The organism is Qipengyuania psychrotolerans (assembly GCF_019711355.1).
In the GTDB taxonomy this organism is placed as follows: domain Bacteria; phylum Pseudomonadota; class Alphaproteobacteria; order Sphingomonadales; family Sphingomonadaceae; genus Qipengyuania; species Qipengyuania psychrotolerans.
Window position 1 is genome coordinate 1,946,771 of record NZ_CP081297.1, and the last position, 20,493, is coordinate 1,967,263.

Here is a 20,493-nt window from a genome sequence, read left to right on the forward strand (position 1 = left end):
CGAGGGTGCGTTAGAGGCGGGCGAAGAGGCGGCCTGCGCCCCAGCCCATGCCGACGGAAAGCATGACCGCGATCAGCCCGTAAGCAAGGCCCCAATCATTGGCGCTGTCTTCGACAAAGCGTTCAAAGCCGACCTTGCGCACCGCCACTTCCGCGACGGCAGAGGCAATGACCCGCCCTCTGCTCACGGCAAATGTTTCGGCTGTATAGGTGCCGGTTGTCACATTCGACGGCAGCTCGATGCGCGCCTGGTAAAGAACGCTTTCCTTGATCTCCACCCCGCCGAAATTTTCGCGGTAGAGGCCGAGGCGGCGTTTGAGATCGACCAGACCGGCTGCAAAGCGGCGCTCTTCTTCGGGGTTGATGGAGCCGCTGGGCGAAAGCTGGATGTACTCCGTGCCGAACTCGTAGATCGCAGCAGTTTTCTGATCGACAATTTCGGTAATCGGGCGCGAGGATGCGACCGCGAAGTAGCTGGGCACCGAACGAAAATCGCTACTTTCGGCATTGACCCAGACGCCGATGAAGCGCTCTTTCTCGCGCAGGCGGATGGGTTCGCTCGGCCCCTTCAGGACCACCACGATATCGTAATCGCGCCCCGCCGCACCTGTGGGATCGAGGACCGCCCCGAACAACAGCAATTCCTGCCCGACAAACCCCTGCCGGACCTGGACTTCGTGCTGCGAGACCTCCGGAACGAGCACCGGATCCCGCTGCCCCATCAGGAACAGGGCCGCAATCAGGAGGAGAGCCACCCTCATAGCGGATACACCGTGTAGATTTCATCCGGCCGGTAGAACAGGCCGAGGAACATCCGGAACGCCACCGCCAGAACAATTGCGGCAAGCACGAGCCGCAGGATTTCCGGTTTCGCTTTCACGGCGAATTGGGAACCTATCTGCGCGCCGGACACCGATCCGAGCAGCAACAGCGCCACCAGCACGATGTCGACCGCCTTGGTGGTCAGTGAATGCATGATCGTGGTCGCAATGGTCACAAACAGGATGTTGAACAGGCTGGTACCCACGACCACGTTCGAACTCATCCCTAAAATGTAGAGCATGGCCGGCACCAGGATGAACCCGCCGCCCACGCCCATCAGCATGGTAAGAATGCCGACCAGCACGCCGACAATCAGCGGCGCGAGGGGGGAGATATACAGGCCGGAACCATAAAACCGCCACCGAAATGGCAGGCTGGCAACCAGCGGGTGATGCCGCCGCCGTGCAACCTGTGTCCCGCTGCTTCCCCGCAAGGTCTGGATGGATTCCTTGGCCATCAGCAGACCGATTGATCCTAGCAGCACAACATAAAGCGCGTTGATAACCACATCGATCTGGCCGATCGCGCGGAAAAAATTGAACAGGAGGGCACCGATGCCCGAACCGATTATCCCGCCGCCAATCATGACCGCGCCCATGCGGTAATCGACCCCGCGCCGTTTCGAATAGGCCACCACGCCCGAGACACTTGCGCCAGTCACCTGGGTCGAAGCCGATGCAGCAGCTACGGTTGGCGGGATTCCATAGAAGATCAGCAGCGGCGTGGTCAGGAAGCCTCCCCCTACGCCAAACAGACCGGAAAGGACGCCGGTAAGCACGCCCAGCGCGACAATGAACAGGCCGTCCACTGACAAGTTCGCGATGGGGAGATAGACATCCATTGCGCTGCCCTATCGCAGGGTCACTCTCTATTAAAGCTGAACCGTGTCAAAAGCCCGTCGAAAGGGTCAAAGCAGGTCCGTTACCGGGCTCCGCATCGCCTGCCACGCGAATGCGGTAGTCGACACTGACCCGTGCGGGCACTTCGCCAAATTCGAGATCGACGCTGGCCGTAGGGCCAACATCGATTCGCGCAGCATCCTTCTGCATACCGCCCCACGCCCCTGCACCGGTCCGCACATTGCCCAGGTCGAAGCTGGCGACGGGATAGTCGACAATCAGGTGTCCGTCGGCGAACCCCGTCGCGAATGTGCCGCCGACGTATCCCGCCTGGGCATAGCCGCGCGCGCCAAGACCGAGCGGCAGGTCGCGATCCTCGAAGCCAATAACTGCGAATGCCGCGGGGCGGAGCTCGGTCCGGCCTGGGCGCTGCGTGGCGCGGAGCTCTGCATGGAGAGACATTGGCAGGCCGGTTACCGGGCGAGCGCGCAGCCCTACGGCAGCCTCGCTTTCTCCCGACTCCCGCAATGCGGATGAGGCGCGCAGGTAAATCGCCGGATCACGCTGAGATCTCGGGAACAAGCGGTATGCAAGCACGCCACCGAGTTGGCTGGCCCCATAAGATGCGGGACGGACGCCGCCAGTGGCCGCATTGCTGGTACCGCCGCGCAATTGCAGCCAGCCATCGAAACGCCAGCGCGCCGGACGTGTCTCTCCATCGTCCACGTATGATGGAGCGGGAACGGCCTCTCGCCGTCCATCAAGCACCGCTGCCACTGTGTTCGGCATAGGGAGCCGCGACATTGCCGACATCCAGACAAGATTGTGTCCTGCAACCGTGCGGCCGATCGCAAATTCGCGCGCTATTGCTTGGGCGTCCAGCAGTTCACGCGTGCTTTCGGCGAACAAAGGCGGTGCGGAATTGGTTTTTACGGTCAAAGCCTTGGCCGATGCCATCGACACCTGCGATCCAGCAGCCGGTTCGGTGTGGGGGCCCGGTGCGAGTGCGAGTTGCTCCATCGCCGGCGCGATCCATTCGGGTACCAGCTGCTGCGGCCACGGGTTTTCCCACGTCGCGACGCGGAGCATCGCCCAGCCGCCAATCAGGCAAAACAGGAATATCAGCGGTTGGCCGCGCCTTCCGGCTGCCGGGACGCTCATCCTGCCACCTGTGGTTCAAGCGCCAGCGCGGGATGATCACGGTGGTCGGTCTTATCCCAGACTACAGGTGCTCCGCGCAGGGTGCGCCAGTAGGCGGCAATCGCCCGGCGGCCGCTCATGATCGCGATGATATTCGACACCAGTATTCGGGGGATTGCGATCACGCCCTGGAAGAAGCCGTACTCTCGTGCCGTGAAAGCAGCGCGCATCAGGCAGCGCCACACCAGGCCGGCAAAAGTGAATACCAGCAAATACTGCAGCAATGGCGACGGTTTAAGCGGAGCGATCGCCCCGAACTCCACCAGGATGTGCGAGAACACCGCCGACAAGACGAGGGCATAGGCGACCGCCAAGAGAATGGCTGCCAGTGGCCCGCGCCTGTCCCGCAGTGTCATCCAGCGATCCGCGAATTTACCATGCCAGCCAAGCCTGTCCCACCCCTGCAGGGCGATGCCGTGGGTCCAACGGGTTTTCTGTCGCACGGCAGATCGAATGTCCGAAGGGAAATAGGAACGCGTCGCGACCAAACGTCCTTCAGCCGTGCGAACGCGCAGGAAACACCCGCGTCCGCCTAGCGCGCCGATCCGTTGTCCCAATTCGTAATCCTCGGTCAGCGAGTGCCGCGCAAATGGCTCCCCGCCGTGCGCAGCTGCCAGCCGGCTCAGCATCGGGCGCGCTATCGCGGAGCCGACACCCGCGCCGGGTACGGAGCAGCCCAGGGCATCGCGTACCACCATCGATTTCGCGTGGGATTCGGCAAACTCGTCCGAATAGTGACCCGCAATCCAGTTCGAATGCGATGGCGGCAAGGCCATGACGGGGAGCTGGACGAAATCCTTCTCCCAGATCTCGCGGTCGAGAAGCGCCAGAGCGGCAGGATCGACCATGTCTTCGGCATCATGCAGCACGACCATGTGCGCCTTGGTCTGGGAGCGGTCTTCGTCTTCGCGAAGCGCCCGGTAAAGCCGGTTCAGGCAATGCGCCTTGCTGGTCGGCCCATCTTCGCCGACGATGACAATCCTGACCCGATCATCATCGCGCGCGATTGCGGCGACAGAAGCGATGGTGGGCGCATCGTTGCGATAGCAGCCCACATAGATGCGCAATTCGTCTAAAACCCAGGACCTCAGCGCATGGGCCAGCGTGGGACCGATGACGGCGTCTTCCTCCCAGGCCGGGATGAAAACCGCTGCCATTCCTGACATCAGCTGATCGGCGCGTCCATCATCCTGAATTCTGGGAGTTTCGGCCCTGCCGGTTATCCGAAGCCAGGCATAACTGGCATCGACGGCCAGTTCGTCCAGCAGCCCGATGGCGAAAAATACCGCAGCGAGCAGCAACAGCTCGTGCTGGAGCAGCGCAAGCCACTCGGCAAACGTGAATTGTGCGACCGGCAACCCTTTATCCCCCTGTGCGCTCCCTAACGCGGGGAATCCCCTCTTGCAACGCGCGATGCTTTACGAAAGAGAGCACCTCGATATGAATAACCGGCCATCCCCGATCCGCCTTGTCTTTGCCCCCGTGCGTGCGCTCTTTGTGAGCGATGCCTCTGCGGGCATCCTGCTCATCCTCGTGGCGATTGCCGCGATGCTTGCAGCCAATTCGGTATTTGCCGACGATTACCATCATCTTTTTCACGGCGAGCTGTTCAGCGCTGATATTTTCAAACTGAATACGCTGCACCTGTGGATCAACGATGGTTTGATGGCGATCTTCTTCTTCGTGGTCGGGCTGGAAGTGAAGCGCGAATGGATCGAGGGGCAGCTGTCCGACAATGACCAGCGCAAAATGCCGATCCTCGCGGCGGCAGCCGGGATGATCGTGCCTGCTGCGGTCTACCTGTTTTTCGTCAATGCCGAAGGCGCAGATGGCCTGACGCGCGGCTGGGCAATTCCGGCCGCGACCGACATCGCCTTTGCCATGGGCGTGCTGGGCTTGCTTGGCAGCCGTGTGCCAGCATCGCTGCGCCTCTTCCTGCTGACCGTGGCCATTGTCGACGATATCGGTGCGGTCCTGGTCATCGCCCTGTTCTATACCGCCAACCTCAAAATCGTGTGGCTAGTGGCCGCAGCTGCAGTGACCGCAGCGATGTTCGCCATGAACAAGGCGAAAGTATCCGCTTACACGCCGTTCGTGCTGATGGCCGTAGTCCTTTGGTTCCTGGTCCTGAATTCAGGCGTTCACGCCACCATTGCCGGCGTTGTAGCAGCTCTCGCAATCCCGATGCGCGGCAAGGACGATGATACGATGCTCGAGCATCTCGAGCATAATCTCGCGCCGTGGAGCGCCTATCTCATCGTTCCGGTATTCGGCTTTGCCAATGCCGGCGTGGAAATCGGCGAACTGGGAATGGCGGGCGTCTTCGCCCCGCTGCCGCTGGCAATCGCGGCTGGCCTGTTCTTCGGCAAGCAGGTCGGCATTCTGTCGGCAATCTGGGTCGCCGACCGCCTTGGCTTCGCGCCGCGGCCAAGCGGTGCGTCCTGGACAGAAATCTGGGGCGTTTCGATCCTTTGCGGGATCGGCTTCACCATGTCGCTGTTCATCTCCGGCCTCGCCTTTGCAGGCAATGCGCTGCTGATCGAGGAAGCCAAGATCGGCATCCTGATGGGTTCGTTCATATCAGCAGTGGTCGGTTATACGATCCTGCGCATGACGACCGATCATCCCGATGACGAGAAGTCACCTTATCTCAATGAGGATGCCGCGTAAGCCGAGGTTCTTACCAGCTGCCGGTATTGGGCATGCTGGCCCAGGGTTCCTGAGGGTCGAGATTGCCTTCTTGCAGTAATTCGATGGAGATGCCGTCCAGCGTCTTCACGAACGCCATGTGTCCGTCGTGCGGTGGCCGGTGAATGGTGTGGCCGGCGTCCATCAGCCGCTGACACGTGTCGTAAATGTTGTCGACGCGGTAGGCGAGATGGCCAAAGTTACGCCCGCCGTCGTACTGCTCCGCCGCGCTGCCATCTTCAGGTGGCCAATTGTAGGTCAGCTCGACTTCAGCCAAGCCTTGCTGACCGGGAGCGGCGAGGAAGATCAGCGTAAAACGCCCTTTTTCACTATCGAAGCGCCGGATCTCTTCCAGCCCGATGAGTTCGAAGAAAGCGACTGTCGCGGCGGGATCCGAGACCCGGATCATCGTGTGAAGATATTTGACCATGGCGCCTACTTAGGCGCAGCGGCTCCAAACGGAAAGGGGCGCGCCACAAGGACGCGCCCCCGGGATGGCCGCCAGCGAGTTCTAGAAACTGGCGGTTACTGTCGCGACGATCGTGTCGTCGGTAAATCCGTCGATGGAAGGCCCTTCGACCCCGACATAGGCAATGCCCACCTCGAGAATGCTGGCCGACATACTGGCACCGATTGACCAGTCCAGTCCGGAATCGTCCGTATCCCCAGCCAGCAAAGGCGGTGCGAGAACACCGTCAGTATAGCCAAGATGGCCCGACAGCGTCAGCGGTGTTCCGGGCAGGCCGGTGCTGAGGTCGGTGTAGATATAAAGGTTATCATCCCCGCCCAGCGAATCCTGTTCGAAAGCATAGGCTGCGCCGACGGTTGCCTCGGCGGGGCCAAGGTTAAAGCCGACCGAAGCATAGGGCTCCCAATAGTCGACATCGACGTCCAGATCATTGGACGGGTAAGCGTAATACAGCAGGCCGACATCCATGCTGACCGCGTCGGTCAGTTGACCGGACCAGCCGCCGTAGACGTCGAATTCCAGCTCGCCATAAGCAGGGCCGCCCTCGATCGAGGATGCCCACATGCCGACATAGAATCCGCTGTCATGTGCGACATCGACACCGCCCTGGATGGCAGGGTCGCCAGCCGAAAGCGATACGCCGCGGAAACGGTAGTCCGTAGTTACGGACGCATTGGCCGAAATGGTGAAAGCGCCTGTATCGGTACCATCATCCTCAACCTCTTCGGCTGGCAGGACGGTCTGGGCCAAAGCTGGCGTGGAAATGCCGCATGCAAGCGCGGCAAGCGAAACGGCCAGGCGGCCGCGAAAGGACGTGAGCATAGTCGAACTCCTTGCGTTCGGTTTGGTGCTTCGTCCCACCTGCGTTCCGACGGGTCCCGATTGTGAAAGGGCTCCTCGGTCGAATCGCAATGATATTGCAGGACACCCCATCGCCGCGCAAGATCGCTACCGCGACTTTTCGCTATCGCCGTATGAAGCGTGGCTATTGTGCAACTGCGAACATATTCAGGCGATGCTCATCGCTTGCTGGCAAGATGCAGGTGTCCTAAATGCCTTGCGCACGAAGCAACCCCCTACAGACTGCACCCATGATCCAAGCTCTCCGCCACATGTTTTCGAAATCGTCCAAGCCCAAGCGCGTCGCGCGGGTTCCTGATGGTGAACGCTGGTATGTGATCGGGGACATTCACGGGCGCCTCGACCTCCTCGAAGCCTTGCAGGAAGCGATCGAGGCTGACGATGCGAAATGCAGTGCAGCGCAATCCACCGTCGTGTTTCTTGGCGATCTGGTCGACCGCGGACCCGACAGTGCGGGCGTGATCAAACTTGCCCGTGACTGGGGCAATACGCGGAACGTGCGCTACCTCGCCGGTAATCACGAAGAGATGTTCCTGGAAAGCTTCGAGGACAAGGAAGTCCTGCGCCACTTCCTGCGCCACGGCGGCCGCGAAACGGTCCTCAGTTACGGGGTGAAGCGCAAGGAATACAACCGGATGCAGCTCGACGAGGTGCAGAAAGTGATGACCGAAAAGGTCCCCGCGGATGACCGGACCTTCATGGAAAGCTTCGAGGAACTGATCGTGGTGGGGGACTATGTCCTGGCCCATGCAGGGGTCAATCCGAAGCGCGCCATGGACGACCAGAAGCGCAAGGATCTGCTGTGGATTCGCGACCGGTTCCTCAACCATGACGAACCGCTCAGCCATGTCGTGGTTCATGGCCATACGATTTTCGAGGACATCGAAGACAATGGCGACCGGGTCGGGATCGACACCGGCGCGTTCCGCACCGGACGCCTGACCGCCCTGGTCCTCGAAGGCGACCGGCGCCGTTCGATCCAGTCGGTGCAGATCGACTCCGAAACAATCGAAATCCGCCACTTCGACTAATTGCAATAAAGCGCCAGGGGGCCTGTAAGCCGGGTTCTGTCTCTGCAGACGGTATCCGATAACCGGACCGTATCCGCAGTGGCAGCCATTCGTCTGGGCCGCGGATCGCTCCGCGGCTCAAGCAGCCAACCCGGGCGGTCGATGCAAAACACATCTGCCTTCTTGCGAAGACGCGCCGCCCCTATTCGGCCTTGCTCCGGGTGGGGTTTACCGTGCGAGCCCTGTTACCAGCGCCCCGGTGCGCTCTTACCGCACCCTTTCACCCTTACCTGATCCTCCGAGGAGGCCATCGGCGGTCTGCTCTCTGCGGCACTTTCCCTATGGTTGCCCACGGCGGGCGTTACCCGCCACCCTTGTTTCGTGGAGCCCGGACTTTCCTCGCGACCGAAGTCACGCGGCTGCCCGGCCCCCTGGCACGATGGCATATAGGCACAAGAGCGGCCTCTGGGAAGCCGCCGATATTGAAGGATTTCGTCCGCGAAAGCTCATCGCGAAAGCTTGCAGCTGCGCTCAGCGTGTCAGGCCCCGGTCACGGTCGAGCAGCAGCTGGAATAGGATCGCGCGAACCTCGCCATCGATCTGGCCATTGATCTTTTCCGGGCGCCAGCGGCGCTGGAAGGCTTCTACCGCCTTGTGGCCATCGGAAATATCATATCCGAAGCGTTCAAGCGCGAGATAGAAGCTGGCATCATTGTCGAACGGATCGCCGCGCTCCAATTTCTTGGGACGTGGGAGGCACAATCCGTATTCGGCAAGGCGGTCCCACGGGAAAAGCTCGCCCGGATCGATCTTGCGCGCCGGGGCGACGTCGGAATGGCCGACGACATTGGCGCGCGGAATGTCGAATTCCTTCACGATGCGCGCCACCAGCGGAACGAGCGCCTCGAACTGAGCCTCGTTGAATTCGCGGTAGCCGTATTTGTGGCCCGGATGATCAAGCTCGATGCCGATGCTGGCAGAGTTCACGTCCTTGTGGCCGCGCCAGTATGACAGGCCTGCATGCCAGGCCCGCTTAGCTTCGGGCACCAGCCGCACGACTTCGCCGTGTTCGCCGATCAGATAATGCGCGGACACCTTGGCTTCCGGATCGCATAGACGTTCGATCGCGAAGCCCTTGTCTTCCATTTCGGTGTAATGGATCACCAGCATGGATATCGGCAGTTTGCGTTCGTCGTGATTTGGCGAGAGCACTTCGCGATCGACCAGCTCGTCCTTGCTGACCGGGAGACCGTCTCCGAGCTTTCCGAAATCCGAGCTCAACCGATCAATCCTTCGCCCTCGGGCATCACTGCGCCAAGCACCAACGCATCCTGGGTGCGCGCATATTGCAGTCCGCCGCCGCACTGTTCAGCCAGCAGCGCGATCATGTGCGCGGCTGCGGTGCGGCTGGTAATCTCGGAAGGATCGAGGCTGCCTTCGAGCGCCTTGCCGATCACGTCGTCGAACGCGATTTTCGCGGCCGCTGCACGGACTACGATTTCGCACGCACCGTCACGGATTTCCGCGCCGATATCGAGTGTGCCGCCGCGAACAAGTGCATCGATAGCGATCTGAGCGAAGTTCAGCAGCACTTTGACCGCAGGCTTGCCCAAATTCCCGGTTTCGAGCGCCCAGTTGATTTGGACATTCGGTTTCTCGGCAATCAGGGCCTGGATGAGCGCCTTGGGCTCTTCCACATCAACCCGTTCGCCAAACCCGCCGGCTGCGCCGAAGGCGAGGCGGAAGAACTTCAGCTTGGTGGTGGAGATTGCCGCGCTCTGCTCGAGCAGGCCCATTACGCTTTCCCGCATTTCGGGATCGGTTTCCATGGCCAGCAATTCCAGCCCGTTGCTCATTGCGCCCACGGGGCTGAGCATATCGTGGCACAAGCGCGAGCAAAGCATTGCCGCAAGGTCGGTAGGATTGATGTCAGTCATGTGTGGCCCGTCGGGTGCGAATGGTTCCCCGCCTCCCTAGCGGTGTGAAAGCACATAGGGAAGCGCGCTGAAGCCTGCATCCCCCAGACGCCAGAAGGTCACTCCGCCCGCCGCGATAATCGCCCACACCGCCCCGTCGCGCGCCGCCATGTCCAGATCGCGCGATGATGGCCGCTCCAGGCCGTTGGGGTGAGAATGGTAATAGCCCAGTACCTGCGGCCCGCCTGCTCGAGCAGCGCGGTGGGCATCCACCAGTGCTTGCGGATCGATTTCGAAGTGCTTTACCGGATCGCCGTGCACATTCTCTGCACGCAGTATCGCGGTGATGACCGCCCCCTCGCCCAGCAGTATGCCGCAGCATTCGCGCGGGTACACGGCCGCCGCCTCGGCAATCATGGCTTCCATTACCTGACTTGAGACTTCGAGCGTCATCGCCCATGGCTCTAGCATGTCTTTGCCCGAAATCCTCAGCGGAAACCTCACCGCTCCTGGCCGCCTCGACAAGGCGTTGGCCGAGGCGAGCGGTTTGTCGCGTGAGCGCATCAAGGGCCTGATTGCCGCAGGCGCGGTCACAATCGGCAAAACGCTCGCAAAATCGCCCTCTGCCAAGGTCCAAGGCGAAGAGAACTGGCGGATAGCCCTGCCTCCGGCCGAGCCGCTCGACACTCCCGCGCAGGATATCCCGCTCGATATCGTGTTCGAGGACGCCGATCTGCTGGTGGTCAACAAGCCAGCCGGAATGGTGGTTCACCCTGCAGCCGGCAATCGGGATGGCACGCTGGTGAATGCCCTGCTGCATCATTGCCGTGGTCAATTATCGGGCATCAACGGGGTTGAGCGTCCCGGCATCGTTCACCGGATCGACAAGGATACGAGCGGGTTGCTGGTCGTGGCGAAGTCCGATGCCGCGCACGAAGGGCTGGCGGCGCAGTTCGCCGATCATTCGATCACCCGCCGCTATCTCGCCGTGTGCGGCGGCCAGCCGAACCCGCCATCTGGGACCGTCTCTGGCCGAATCGGGCGATCCGACAAGGACCGCAAGAAGATGGCGGTGCTCCCCGACAAGTCGGCGAGAGGCAAGCTTGCCGTCACACATTACGAGACGATCCAGCGCCTGAACCATGCTGCGCTCATCGAATGCAGGCTCGAAACCGGGCGCACTCACCAGGTCCGCGTTCACTGTGCGTCAATTGGCCATGCGCTATTAGGGGACCCGATATACGGAAGCACGCCAAAGGCACTCAAGCCCCTTCTCGACACGCTGGATTTCCGCCGCCAGGCCCTCCACGCGGCCAGACTCGGGTTTAGACATCCTATCAGCGGTGAAACCGTGGATTTCAGGGCGGAATTACCTGCAGATATACGGGAACTGATCGACGAAACCGCTCGTTGAAATCGACGAAAGCTAAGTGCATTTCGCTGCACACTCCGGTATATGTAATCAAGTGGCCCGAGAGACCGGATGCCCATCAGGGGTCCGGCAACAGAGGTCGACGCTAGAAAGGTCAGGGTTAAAGTGACTAATTCCAAATCTTTGAGCGTTCCGGCGCTCGGCGGTGAGCAGAGCCTCAACCGCTATCTATCCGAGATCAAGAAATTCCCGATTCTCACGCAAGAGCAGGAATACATGCTCGCCAAGCGTTACGAGGAGCACGAGGATCCCGAAGCTGCTGCGCAGCTCGTTACCTCGCACCTGCGCCTCGTCTCGAAGATTGCGATGGGTTACCGCGGCTATGGCCTGCCGGTTTCCGATCTTATCTCCGAAGGCAACGTTGGCCTGATGCAGGGCGTCAAGAAGTTCGAAGCCGATCGCGGTTTTCGTCTTGCGACCTATGCGATGTGGTGGATCAAGGCGAGCATCCAGGAATACATCCTGCGTTCGTGGAGCCTTGTCAAAATGGGCACCACCGCTGCGCAGAAGAAGCTGTTCTTCAACTTGCGCCGCATGAAGAAGAACCTCGATGCTTACGAGGATACCGATCTTCACCCGGACGATGTGAACAAGATTGCAACCGACCTCGGCGTGCCCGAGCAGGAAGTGATTAACATGAACCGCCGGATGATGATGGGCGGCGATGGCTCGCTGAACGTCTCGATGCGCAATGGCGAAGAAGGATCGGGCGAATGGCTCGACTGGCTGACGGATGACCGTCCGCTTCAGGATGAAACCGTCGCCGATGCGGAAGAAAAGGAAGTCCGCCACGAAATGCTCGTGGATGCGATGGACAGCCTGAACGAGCGTGAAAAGCACATTCTCACCGAACGCCGCCTGACGGATAATCCGCAGACGCTTGAAGAGCTCTCGCAGGTCTACAGCGTCAGCCGCGAACGCATCCGCCAGATCGAAGTGCGTGCATTCGAGAAGCTGCAGAAGGCGATGAAAGCCATTGCGGGCGAAAGGCTGATGCCGGGCGTCGCCTGACGTCACACCGCCACAAGAAATAAAGGCCGCCGGTCCATGAGGACGGGCGGCCTTTTTCGTCGGTCGCTGGCTTATGGCGCCGGAGCAAGGTCCAACACGGCGGCGATCATCGCCTGGGTGCCCAGCGTTACCGATTCCTTCGGAGCGATCTTGAACAGCGGGGAATGGTGGCTGGGAACGGGCGGGCCGCCGTTCGCCGCAGCCTCAAAATCTTCGGGAGGTGTGCCGCCGACCGCGAAATAGTAGCCGGGAACGCCCTGCTCCTTTGTCACGAAATAAGCGAAGTCTTCCGCGCCCATCCCGGTCTGCACGGCAGGCTCGAACCCATCTTCACCGAATGCGTCGATCATTACGGCGTTCAGGCGCCGCGCCAATGCCGAATCGTTTGCCGTGACCGGCGTGCCTTCGGTTCGCGTCACGCGGGGCAGGAGATCTTCGGGCAACCCGTGGGCGCGGCCAATGTTGACCGCGATCCGTTCGATCGCGGCGTGGGTTTGCGCTCGGATTTCCTCATCATTGGCCCGCACCGTAAGCTGGAGGCGCGCCTCGTCCGAAATGATGTTGTGCTTGGTCCCCGAATGAAATGCGCCCACGGTCACCACGACCGGCGTAAGCGGGCCGATTTCACGGCTGTCGATCGATTGCAGCGCAGTCACGATCTGCGCACCGATATAGACAGGATCGCGCCCCTGGTGGGGAGATGCACCGTGCGCGCCGATGCCGGGCACGACGATATCAACCGAATCCGCGCTCGATCCGACAATGCCTTCCGATCCGGAAACCTTGCCGGTCGGAATGTCCGCATCGACATGGAATGCGAGCGCATAATCCGGCTTGCCGAAGCGTTCGTATAATCCGTCCTTGAGCATCAGTTCGGCCCCGCCAACCCGCTCTTCGGCAGGCTGCACCACGAACATGAGCGTTCCAGACCACTGGTCCTTCATTGCCATCAACTGGCGCGCTGTGCCGACCATCGAGGTGATATGCACATCGTGGCCGCACGCGTGCATCACGGGATATTCAGCGCCATCCTGGGCGACTTGCACAGCGCTGGAGGCATAGGGCAGCCCCGACTTCTCCGGTAGCGGCAAGCCGTCCATGTCGGCGCGCAACATGACTAGCGGTCCCGGTCCGTTTCGAACCATGCCGACCACGCCTGTCCCGCCGACGTTTTCGGTGACTTCCATTCCGGTGGAACGCAGTTCTGCCGCCATGCGCCTGGCCGTATTGGTTTCAAGGAATGAAAGTTCGGGATTTTCGTGGAAATGAACGAACAGCGCTTCGAGGTGATTGGCGTAATCCTGCTCCACCGCCGCCGCGATCTCGCCGGTGTCAGCGCTTACGGGCACTGCGCCCCACAATACCGCGACCGACGCTGCACTTGCCCAATATTTTCCGAGTAGCATTTCCATCTCCCTGAATGCCTAGTGAGAAGAAGAGCACGCATCGTATCAATCGACAAGCATCCGATTGCACCCGGGAGACCACCGCAGTAGAGCCGCGCCATGCGATTGGTCGTCCGTTTCCTGCTCAAGTTCCTCATCGGCTTTCTCGGCCTCAGCCTGGCGTTGGTGCTGCTATTCAAATTCGTGCCGGTGCCGGTGACTGCAACGATGATCATGAACGGCGACGGCATCACCAAGGACTGGGAACCGCTTTCCGATATTGATCGCAACATGGTCCGCGCGGTTATCGCTGCGGAAGACGGCAAATTCTGCAGTCACGACGGGTTCGACCGCGAAGCCATCGAAAAGGCGATCGAACAGAACTCGAAAGGCGGCCGGATCCGGGGCGGCTCCACCATCAGCCAGCAAACGGCCAAGAACGTGTTTCTGTGGCAGGGTGGCGGTTTTTTCCGCAAGGGGCTGGAGGCCTATTTCACCGTGCTAATCGAGAAAATCTGGGGCAAGCGGCGGATCATGGAAGTTTATTTAAACGTCGCGGAAACCGGCATCGGGACCTACGGCGCCGAAGCCGGGGCACAGCGGTACTTCGGCAAATCGGCTGCGCGCCTTACCCCGCTCGAGGCCGCGCGGATGGCAGCTGCACTGCCGTTGCCGCAGAAACGCTCGGTCACCAATCCATCCGGATGGCTGCGTCGGCACGGCAATACAATCGCCGCCCGCGTTGGCGTGGTTCGCCGCGATGGTCTGGACGCCTGCGTGTACGATTAATCCATCGCTGCTCAGACAATTCCCGAATGCGCTCAGGCGCTTACCCTCTTGCGCGCCATAAATAATGTTATAACATTGCAGATGTGTTATTCCGTATCGTTCTGTTTTATTTGTATTTTCTCTTGAGATCACGATGAGATAACGGATAGGCGGAAGGCGCATACGCATGGGGAGCGACAGACTTTGGGTTTAGGGCACAGCCACGAAAGCGATCACGGTCACGATCATGGACACGCCCATGCTCCGAAGGATTTCGGCAATGCATTCCTGATCGGCGTCGTGCTGAATACCGGCTTCGTCATCATCGAAGTCATTTATGGCTGGATTTCCGGGTCCATGGCGTTGATCGCGGATGCCGGGCACAATCTGTCCGATGTCCTCGCCCTACTGCTCGCATGGGGGGCCAGTGTCGCTGCCAAGCGCCCACCGAATGAGCGGTTCACCTATGGATACAAGAGCTCCACTATCCTCGCGGCGCTCGCGAATGCAGCGCTGCTTCTCATCGCGATCGGGGCAATCGCCTATGAAACGCTGCACCGACTGTCGGACCCGGCACCCGTAGCAGGCATGACGATGGTGATTGTTGCCGGTATCGGCATCGCCATCAATGCCGGCACTGCCATGCTTTTCATGCGCGGGCGCAAGCACGACATCAATATCCGGGGCGCCTTCCTGCACATGGCTGCAGACGCCCTGGTCAGTCTCGGGGTTGTCCTCGCCGGTATCGCGATCATCCTTACAGGCGCGCAATGGATCGACCCGGCTGTCAGCCTGCTAATCGTCCTCGTCATTGCCTGGGGCACCTGGGGCCTGCTCAAGGACAGCGTTTCCATGAGCCTGCTCGCAGTCCCGAAAGGCATTTCCGAAAAGGCAGTCCGCGGCTATCTCTCCTCTCTCAAAGGGGTAAGCGGCGTGCACCATCTGCATATATGGCCAATGTCGACCACGGAGACGGCTTTGACTGCACATCTCGTCATGCCGGACGGCCATCCGGGAGATGCATTCCTGCGCGAAGCGGCTCACGGCCTCTCGCATGATCACCGGATCAACCACTCGACCATCCAGATCGAGACCGCTCCGGATCATGGTCAGGCGGACTGCTGATGAAGCCCGCCAGCAGCGAAGCGCGCGAACGCTTGAAAGCGGCGATGGCCCGCCTGTCCGGCGGTGACCGCGGCGCGCTGGAGGAAATCTATCGCGCCACCTCCGCGAAGCTATTTGGCATCTGCTTGCGTATCTTGGGAGACGAGAAAGAAGCAGAAGACGCATTGCAGGACGTATATATCAACCTATGGCGCCGCGCCGGCCGTTATGACCCGAAGAAGGCCAGCCCGATTGCATGGCTTGCCACTTTCGCACGTAACCGAGCAATCGACCGCCTGCGCACCGGCAAGGTCCGCAAGGGCAGCGTCAGCGAACAAGAAGCCGCGCCGATCGCTGACAGTGCTCCGCTGGCCGATGCGATGATGATCGACGCCGAAAACGATGCGCGCGTTCACACCTGCATCGAGACGCTGGACGAAGAACCGCGCCACGCCATTCGTTCGGCATTCTTCGAAGGCCGCACCTATGCCGAACTTGCCGAGAGTTCCGGCACCCCGCTGGGGACGATGAAAAGCCGTATCCGCCGGGCGCTAACCCGGCTCAAATCCTGTCTGGAGAAGGGCGAATGACCGATACCGACCGCCCCGATGACGAAATTCTCGCCGCGGAATTCGCACTTGGCTTTCTTGAGGGCGAGGACCTCATGGCCGCCCGTGGTCGCGAAGCCAGTGATCCGGCATTCGCAGCAATGGTGGAACGCTGGCAGTCGCAGCTTGCCCCGCTGCTCGACAATATCCCGCCTGCCACTCCGCGCGAAGATGTCTGGAAAAGGATCGAGGCCGATCTGGGCGTGTCGATGCCCAGTGCAGAAGTCGTCGAACTCAAGACCAAGCTGCGCCGCTGGCAGTGGTTCGGCGGTGCAAGCGCTGCCGCAGCTGCGGCGATCGCCGTGTTTGCATTCACCTTCAAGACCGCACCGGTCACTCAACCGGTCGAGCAAGCGCCGCTGGCAGCCTCGATCCCGATTGCCGACACCGACCTGCGGCTTGCCGTCACTTACCTGCCAGATCGCAGCGAATTGCTCGTTTCGGCGAGCGGGATTGCCGCTGACGGCGTGCACGATCATGAATTGTGGCTCGTGCCGGGTGATGACAGCCCGCTTATGTCGCTGGGCGTGGTCGTTCCGGGCGAAGAGCGCCGCGTCAAGCTGGATCCGGCGGTAGCATCACGGGTGGCAGATGGTTCACCCCTGCTCCTCACGCGCGAGCCTTTGGGCGGCAAACCGGAAGGTCTTGATGCCGGTCCGGTCGTGGCAGAAGGCTTGCTCAGAAAAATCTGAATCTTTTTTGCATCCGCGGGGCGTCACGCTCCGTAACTCCTGCACGCAAGATGGACGGGCTTGCCTGATCAGGAGAATCAAGATGACAATTTCGACCAAGCTTAAGGCTGCCGCTACCGCATCAATCCTCGCGATGGGTGGCTTTGCCCTCGCCGCAGGAAGCCCCGCGCTGGCACATAATCACGGTAAGCATTCCGAGATGAGTCAGCCGAACCTCGTAGAGGCAGCAGTAAGCACCGGAGTGCACAACACCTTGGTCGCAGCCGTACAGGCCGCAGACCTTGTCGACACCTTGTCCTCGCCGGGACCCTTCACCGTTTTCGCGCCGACCGATGATGCCTTCGCAGCATTGCCAGCCGGCACGGTGGACACGCTTCTGATGGAAGAGAACAAGGGCCAGCTCCAGACCATTCTGACCTACCACGTGGTTGCAGGACGCATTCCGGCAGCCAAGCTTGCCGCCGCAATCAATCAGGCAGGCGGAAGCTATGAATTCGAGACGGTCGCAGGCGAAACCCTGTCGGCAAGCTTCGACGGCCAAACGATCGTCATCACCGATGGCGCAGGCCGCGAAACCAAGGTGACGCAGGCCGACGTCAAGACCACAAACGGCGTGATCCATGTAACCGATGGTGTGTTCCTGCCCGGTTGATCACGCGGTTCGGCGCCGCTGCCAATGAGCATCCCCCTCGAATAGCGGTGCCACACGATCCCGCCCGGTTTTTGCAAAGCGCCGGGCGGGATTTTTTGCGCCTGAAGCTATTCGGCCTTGAGAGTAAGCGACCAGTTCTGCGGCGCGGTCGACTGCACCCCGACAGGCGTCTTGGGCCGATAGGGCTTTTCCAGCCGCGCGACCTCTTCCTTCGTCAGGCCGAGCGTCATCGCATCCACGGCAGCGCCAATGTGGCCTTCCTTGGTCGCACCGATGATTGGCGCAGTTATACCTGGCGTGGCAAAATGCCATGCCAGAGCCACGGTTGCGCGCGAGACGCCGCGATCTTCGGCAATCGCCCCGACCGCTTCCACCACTTCGCGGTCAGCATCGACATTCTGGGTGTAGAGCATCTTGCCGAAGCCATCGGTTTCACTGCGGACCGTGCTTTCATCCCACGCCCGCGCCAGTTTTCCGCGTGCCAGCGGTGACCACGGGATGATGCCCACGTCCTGATCGCGGCATAGCGGAATCATCTCGCGCTCTTCCTCGCGGTAGAGCAGGTTCACGTGGTTCTGCATCGATATGAACGGCGTCCAGCCATTGGCGCGCGCCACTTCCTGCGCTTTGGCGAATTGCCACGCCGCCATGCTGGATGCGCCGATGTAACGGGCCTTGCCGGCCTTCACGATGTCATGCAGCGCCTCCATCGTTTCCTCGATCGGAGTGCTCTCGTCCCAGCGATGGATCTGGTAGAGATCGACATAATCCATGTTCAGCCTGGTCAGGCTGTCATCCATTGCCTGCATCAGGCTCTTGCGGGATAGCCCGCCTGCATTGGGCGCCTGCCGCCAAGGCAGGAACGCCTTGGTCGCTAGCACGATTTCATCACGGTGAGCGAATTCCGGGAGCAGCTTGCCGACCACCTCTTCGGATGCGCCCATCGAATACATGTTCGCCGTGTCGAAGAAATTGATGCCTGCCTCAACCGCCTCTCGAATGAACGGGCGGCTTTCGTCTTCGGACAGCACCCAGTCACCGTGCCAGCCGCGGGAGGTATCACCATAGCTCATGCAGCCAAGGCACAGACGCGAGACCTTGAGGCCGGAACGGCCAAGATTGATGTATTCCACCGCCTTAATTCCCTACGCTCAGGCCGCCATCGACGCTGATCGTCTGGCCCACCACATAATCGGCCAGTGGCGAGGCGAGGAACAGGGCCACACCGGCCATGTCCTGCGGCAAGCCCAGCCTCCCGCGCGGAGTGCTCGCAATCGTGGCATCGCGGAATTTTTCATTGCCAAGGAATGCGTCGTTGATCTTCGTATGGACATATCCGGGCGCGATACCGTTGACGCGGATACCCTCGGCGGCAAACGCCACACCCAGCGATTTGACCATGCTGATCGCGGCTGCCTTGCTGGCGCCATAGGCAGGGTTGCCAATCAGGCCTCGGTAGCCGCCGATGGAACTGATGATGATCATGGAGCCATCCGTCTCGGCAAGCTTGCCGCGAACAGCGTTGGCGCAATCGAGCAGCGAGTCGAGATTGACCGCCATGACGGCGTCCCAGCCCTCGCGGCCGAATTCCTCGCGATTATACCGCGCGATGCCTTGGCACAGGACAACCACGTCGAGCCGCTCAGGCCATGGGAATGCATCGACTGCTGCCCGGTCCGCTACATCCAGCGAATGGAAGGTCAGGCCCTCCATCACGCTGCCATCCTCTGCCGAGTAATCTTCTGCCTTGGCGCGCGTGCCCGTGACATGCACATCTGCGCCATGTTCGCGGAAACCGTGAGCGATGCCGTTGCCGATCCCGCTGGTCCCTCCCACCACGAGGACGGTCTTGCCTGAAAAATCGAGCGGATCGGTCATTTCTCTCTCCTTAAATCGCGCGGCTGACGACTTCCTTCATGATCTCGTTCGTGCCGCCATAAATGCGCTGGACGCGGGCATCACGCCACAAACGGGCGATGGGATATTCGTTCATATACCCTGCGCCGCCATGCAGCTGGAGCGACTGGTCACAGCATTCCCATTGCAGGTCCGTGTGCCACAGCTTGGCAGCGCTGGCTTCGTCCGTAGTAAGCTCGCCCTTCAGGTGGCGCTGGATTGCCCAGTCGAGATGCGCCCAGCCGACCTGCAGCTTGGCAGCGAGGTCCGCGAGCACGAACTTGGTGTTCTGGAATTCGAACACCGTGCGCCCGAAGGCCTTGCGGTCCTTCGTGAACTTCACCGCCTCATCGAACGCACGCTGAGCCCCAGCTTGCGCGCCAACGGCAATCGACAGGCGCTCTTGCGGCAGCTCTTCCATCAAGTGGATAAAGCCCCGCCCTTCCCCGCCGAGCAGGTTATCCTTGGGCACACGGCAATCGCTGAAGAACAATTCCGACGTGTCAGCCGCGTGCTGGCCGATCTTGTCGAGATTGCGTCCGCGCTCGAACCCGGGGGTGCCGGCATCCACGAGGATGAGACTGGTTCCCTTGGCGCCCTGGGTCGGATCAGTCTTGCACACGACGATTACGCAATCAGCGTTCTGGCCGTTGGTGATGTAGGTCTTCGACCCGTTGATCACCCATTCGTCGCCGTCGAGCACCGCGGTCGTACGCACGCCCTGAAGGTCGGACCCTGCGCCCGGTTCGGTCATGGCGATGGCGGTGATAATGTCGCCGGACACCATGCCGGGCAGGTATTTCGCCTTCTGCTCGTCCGTACCGAGCCGTTCGAAATAATTGACGGTAATGTCGTTCTGCAAAGTGAAACCGGCAGATGAGCCGAGGTACGACAGCTCTTCAGCAATGACGCAGTTGAACCCGAAATCGAGGCCAAGGCCGCCATTCTCCTCAGCCACGGTGGGGCAGAGCATTCCCGCCTCGCCCAGCGCCTTCCACGCTTCGCGGCCGACAATTCCTTCTTCCTCGTGCTGGTCGAGGAACGGGGTCATGTGTTCGGCGAAGACCTTGCGCACTGTGCCGCGAAAAGCCTCATGGTCATCGTTATAGGCGAAGCGCTTGCTTGTATCGAGCATCTGTCC

At 60.8% G+C, this 20,493-nt stretch carries 22 protein-coding genes and 1 other RNA gene; 9 read left to right on the forward strand and 14 right to left on the reverse strand.

Going from position 1 to position 20,493, the window contains the following annotated elements:
* Positions 1-10 precede the first annotated feature (10 nt).
* The 4 genes from K3166_RS09540 to K3166_RS09555 are packed head-to-tail and all read right to left on the reverse strand — an operon-like array spanning position 11 to position 4,218.
* A complete protein-coding gene (locus K3166_RS09540) occupies positions 11-760 on the reverse strand; it encodes a TIGR02186 family protein (protein WP_221422026.1) in 750 nt (249 codons plus the stop codon).
* Positions 757-1,662 (reverse strand): sulfite exporter TauE/SafE family protein, encoded by a 906-nt coding sequence (locus K3166_RS09545; protein ID WP_221422027.1) that lies wholly within the window; start codon positions 1,660-1,662, stop codon positions 757-759. The genes K3166_RS09540 and K3166_RS09545 overlap by 4 nt, the downstream gene beginning before the upstream one ends.
* Before the next feature lie 46 nt (positions 1,663-1,708).
* Complete coding sequence (locus K3166_RS09550; RefSeq protein WP_221422028.1) at positions 1,709-2,821, reverse strand: hypothetical protein; 1,113 nt, start codon at positions 2,819-2,821, stop codon at positions 1,709-1,711.
* Entirely contained in the window at positions 2,818-4,218 is a 1,401-nt protein-coding gene (locus K3166_RS09555; protein ID WP_221422029.1) for a glycosyl transferase family protein, read from the reverse strand. Before K3166_RS09555 ends, K3166_RS09550 begins: the two co-directional genes overlap by 4 nt.
* Positions 4,219-4,273: 55 nt before the next feature.
* On the opposite strand from K3166_RS09555, the gene nhaA reads away from it, so the two are divergent.
* On the forward strand, positions 4,274-5,530 hold the full coding sequence (gene nhaA / locus K3166_RS09560) for a Na+/H+ antiporter NhaA (protein ID WP_425594560.1): 1,257 nt from the start codon (positions 4,274-4,276) through the stop codon (positions 5,528-5,530).
* A gap of 10 nt (positions 5,531-5,540) precedes the next feature.
* On the opposite strand, the gene K3166_RS09565 is transcribed toward nhaA, so the two are convergent.
* Complete coding sequence (locus tag K3166_RS09565) at positions 5,541-5,978, reverse strand: VOC family protein (RefSeq protein ID WP_221422030.1); 438 nt, start codon at positions 5,976-5,978, stop codon at positions 5,541-5,543.
* An 81-nt stretch (positions 5,979-6,059) separates the two neighbouring features.
* On the reverse strand, positions 6,060-6,839 hold the full coding sequence (locus K3166_RS09570; protein ID WP_221422031.1) for a TorF family putative porin: 780 nt from the start codon (positions 6,837-6,839) through the stop codon (positions 6,060-6,062).
* Positions 6,840-7,108: 269 nt separating this feature from the next.
* Here K3166_RS09570 and K3166_RS09575 point away from each other — a divergent pair, with 269 nt between their 5' ends.
* Positions 7,109-7,909 carry a metallophosphoesterase family protein gene (locus K3166_RS09575; protein ID WP_221422032.1) on the forward strand — a complete coding sequence of 267 codons (801 nt, stop codon included), beginning with the start codon at positions 7,109-7,111 and terminating at the stop codon, positions 7,907-7,909.
* A gap of 9 nt (positions 7,910-7,918) precedes the next feature.
* Here the strand turns inward: K3166_RS09575 and rnpB are convergent.
* The 4 genes from rnpB to K3166_RS09595 form a co-directional block, all read right to left on the reverse strand.
* Positions 7,919-8,323, reverse strand: an RNA gene (rnpB, locus tag K3166_RS09580) — RNase P RNA component class A.
* A 96-nt stretch (positions 8,324-8,419) separates the two neighbouring features.
* Positions 8,420-9,058 (reverse strand): N-acetylmuramoyl-L-alanine amidase, encoded by a 639-nt coding sequence (locus K3166_RS09585; RefSeq protein WP_221424053.1) that lies wholly within the window; start codon positions 9,056-9,058, stop codon positions 8,420-8,422.
* A 107-nt stretch (positions 9,059-9,165) separates the two neighbouring features.
* Positions 9,166-9,825 (reverse strand): histidine phosphotransferase family protein, encoded by a 660-nt coding sequence (locus tag K3166_RS09590; RefSeq protein ID WP_221422033.1) that lies wholly within the window; start codon positions 9,823-9,825, stop codon positions 9,166-9,168.
* Positions 9,826-9,861: 36 nt separating this feature from the next.
* Entirely contained in the window at positions 9,862-10,257 is a 396-nt protein-coding gene (locus K3166_RS09595) for a M67 family metallopeptidase (RefSeq protein WP_221422034.1), read from the reverse strand.
* A 16-nt stretch (positions 10,258-10,273) separates the two neighbouring features.
* Here K3166_RS09595 and K3166_RS09600 point away from each other — a divergent pair, with 16 nt between their 5' ends.
* Together K3166_RS09600 and rpoH are read left to right on the forward strand one after the other, a co-directional pair.
* On the forward strand, positions 10,274-11,218 hold the full coding sequence (locus K3166_RS09600; protein ID WP_221422035.1) for an RluA family pseudouridine synthase: 945 nt from the start codon (positions 10,274-10,276) through the stop codon (positions 11,216-11,218).
* Between the two features lie 69 nt (positions 11,219-11,287).
* A complete protein-coding gene (rpoH, locus tag K3166_RS09605) occupies positions 11,288-12,247 on the forward strand; it encodes an RNA polymerase sigma factor RpoH (RefSeq protein ID WP_425594561.1) in 960 nt (319 codons plus the stop codon).
* A gap of 71 nt (positions 12,248-12,318) precedes the next feature.
* Here the strand turns inward: rpoH and K3166_RS09610 are convergent, their stop codons facing one another.
* A complete protein-coding gene (locus K3166_RS09610; protein WP_247714599.1) occupies positions 12,319-13,659 on the reverse strand; it encodes an amidohydrolase in 1,341 nt (446 codons plus the stop codon).
* Positions 13,660-13,752: 93 nt separating this feature from the next.
* On the opposite strand from K3166_RS09610, the gene mtgA reads away from it, so the two are divergent.
* The 5 genes from mtgA (at position 13,753) to K3166_RS09635 (ending at position 17,456) form a co-directional block, all read left to right on the forward strand.
* On the forward strand, positions 13,753-14,421 hold the full coding sequence (gene mtgA, locus K3166_RS09615; RefSeq protein ID WP_221422037.1) for a monofunctional biosynthetic peptidoglycan transglycosylase: 669 nt from the start codon (positions 13,753-13,755) through the stop codon (positions 14,419-14,421).
* Positions 14,422-14,604: 183 nt separating this feature from the next.
* A complete protein-coding gene (locus K3166_RS09620) occupies positions 14,605-15,525 on the forward strand; it encodes a cation diffusion facilitator family transporter (protein WP_221422038.1) in 921 nt (306 codons plus the stop codon).
* Positions 15,525-16,094, forward strand: coding sequence for a sigma-70 family RNA polymerase sigma factor (locus K3166_RS09625; RefSeq protein ID WP_221422039.1), 570 nt, complete (start codon positions 15,525-15,527; stop codon positions 16,092-16,094). Before K3166_RS09620 ends, K3166_RS09625 begins: the two co-directional genes overlap by 1 nt.
* Positions 16,091-16,804 carry an anti-sigma factor gene (locus K3166_RS09630; RefSeq protein WP_221422040.1) on the forward strand — a complete coding sequence of 238 codons (714 nt, stop codon included), beginning with the start codon at positions 16,091-16,093 and terminating at the stop codon, positions 16,802-16,804. Before K3166_RS09625 ends, K3166_RS09630 begins: the two co-directional genes overlap by 4 nt.
* Before the next feature lie 82 nt (positions 16,805-16,886).
* Positions 16,887-17,456 carry a fasciclin domain-containing protein gene (locus tag K3166_RS09635; protein ID WP_221422041.1) on the forward strand — a complete coding sequence of 190 codons (570 nt, stop codon included), beginning with the start codon at positions 16,887-16,889 and terminating at the stop codon, positions 17,454-17,456.
* 107 nt (positions 17,457-17,563) lie between these two features.
* On the opposite strand, the gene K3166_RS09640 is transcribed toward K3166_RS09635, so the two are convergent.
* Genes K3166_RS09640 through K3166_RS09650 form a run of 3 tightly spaced genes read right to left on the reverse strand, consistent with a single transcriptional unit; the run spans position 17,564 to position 20,487 of the window.
* Positions 17,564-18,589 carry an aldo/keto reductase gene (locus K3166_RS09640; RefSeq protein WP_221422042.1) on the reverse strand — a complete coding sequence of 342 codons (1,026 nt, stop codon included), beginning with the start codon at positions 18,587-18,589 and terminating at the stop codon, positions 17,564-17,566.
* Positions 18,590-18,593: 4 nt separating this feature from the next.
* Entirely contained in the window at positions 18,594-19,334 is a 741-nt protein-coding gene (locus tag K3166_RS09645) for an SDR family NAD(P)-dependent oxidoreductase (RefSeq protein ID WP_221422043.1), read from the reverse strand.
* A 10-nt stretch (positions 19,335-19,344) separates the two neighbouring features.
* Positions 19,345-20,487, reverse strand: coding sequence for an acyl-CoA dehydrogenase family protein (locus K3166_RS09650; protein WP_221422044.1), 1,143 nt, complete (start codon positions 20,485-20,487; stop codon positions 19,345-19,347).
* Positions 20,488-20,493: the final 6 nt, after the last annotated feature.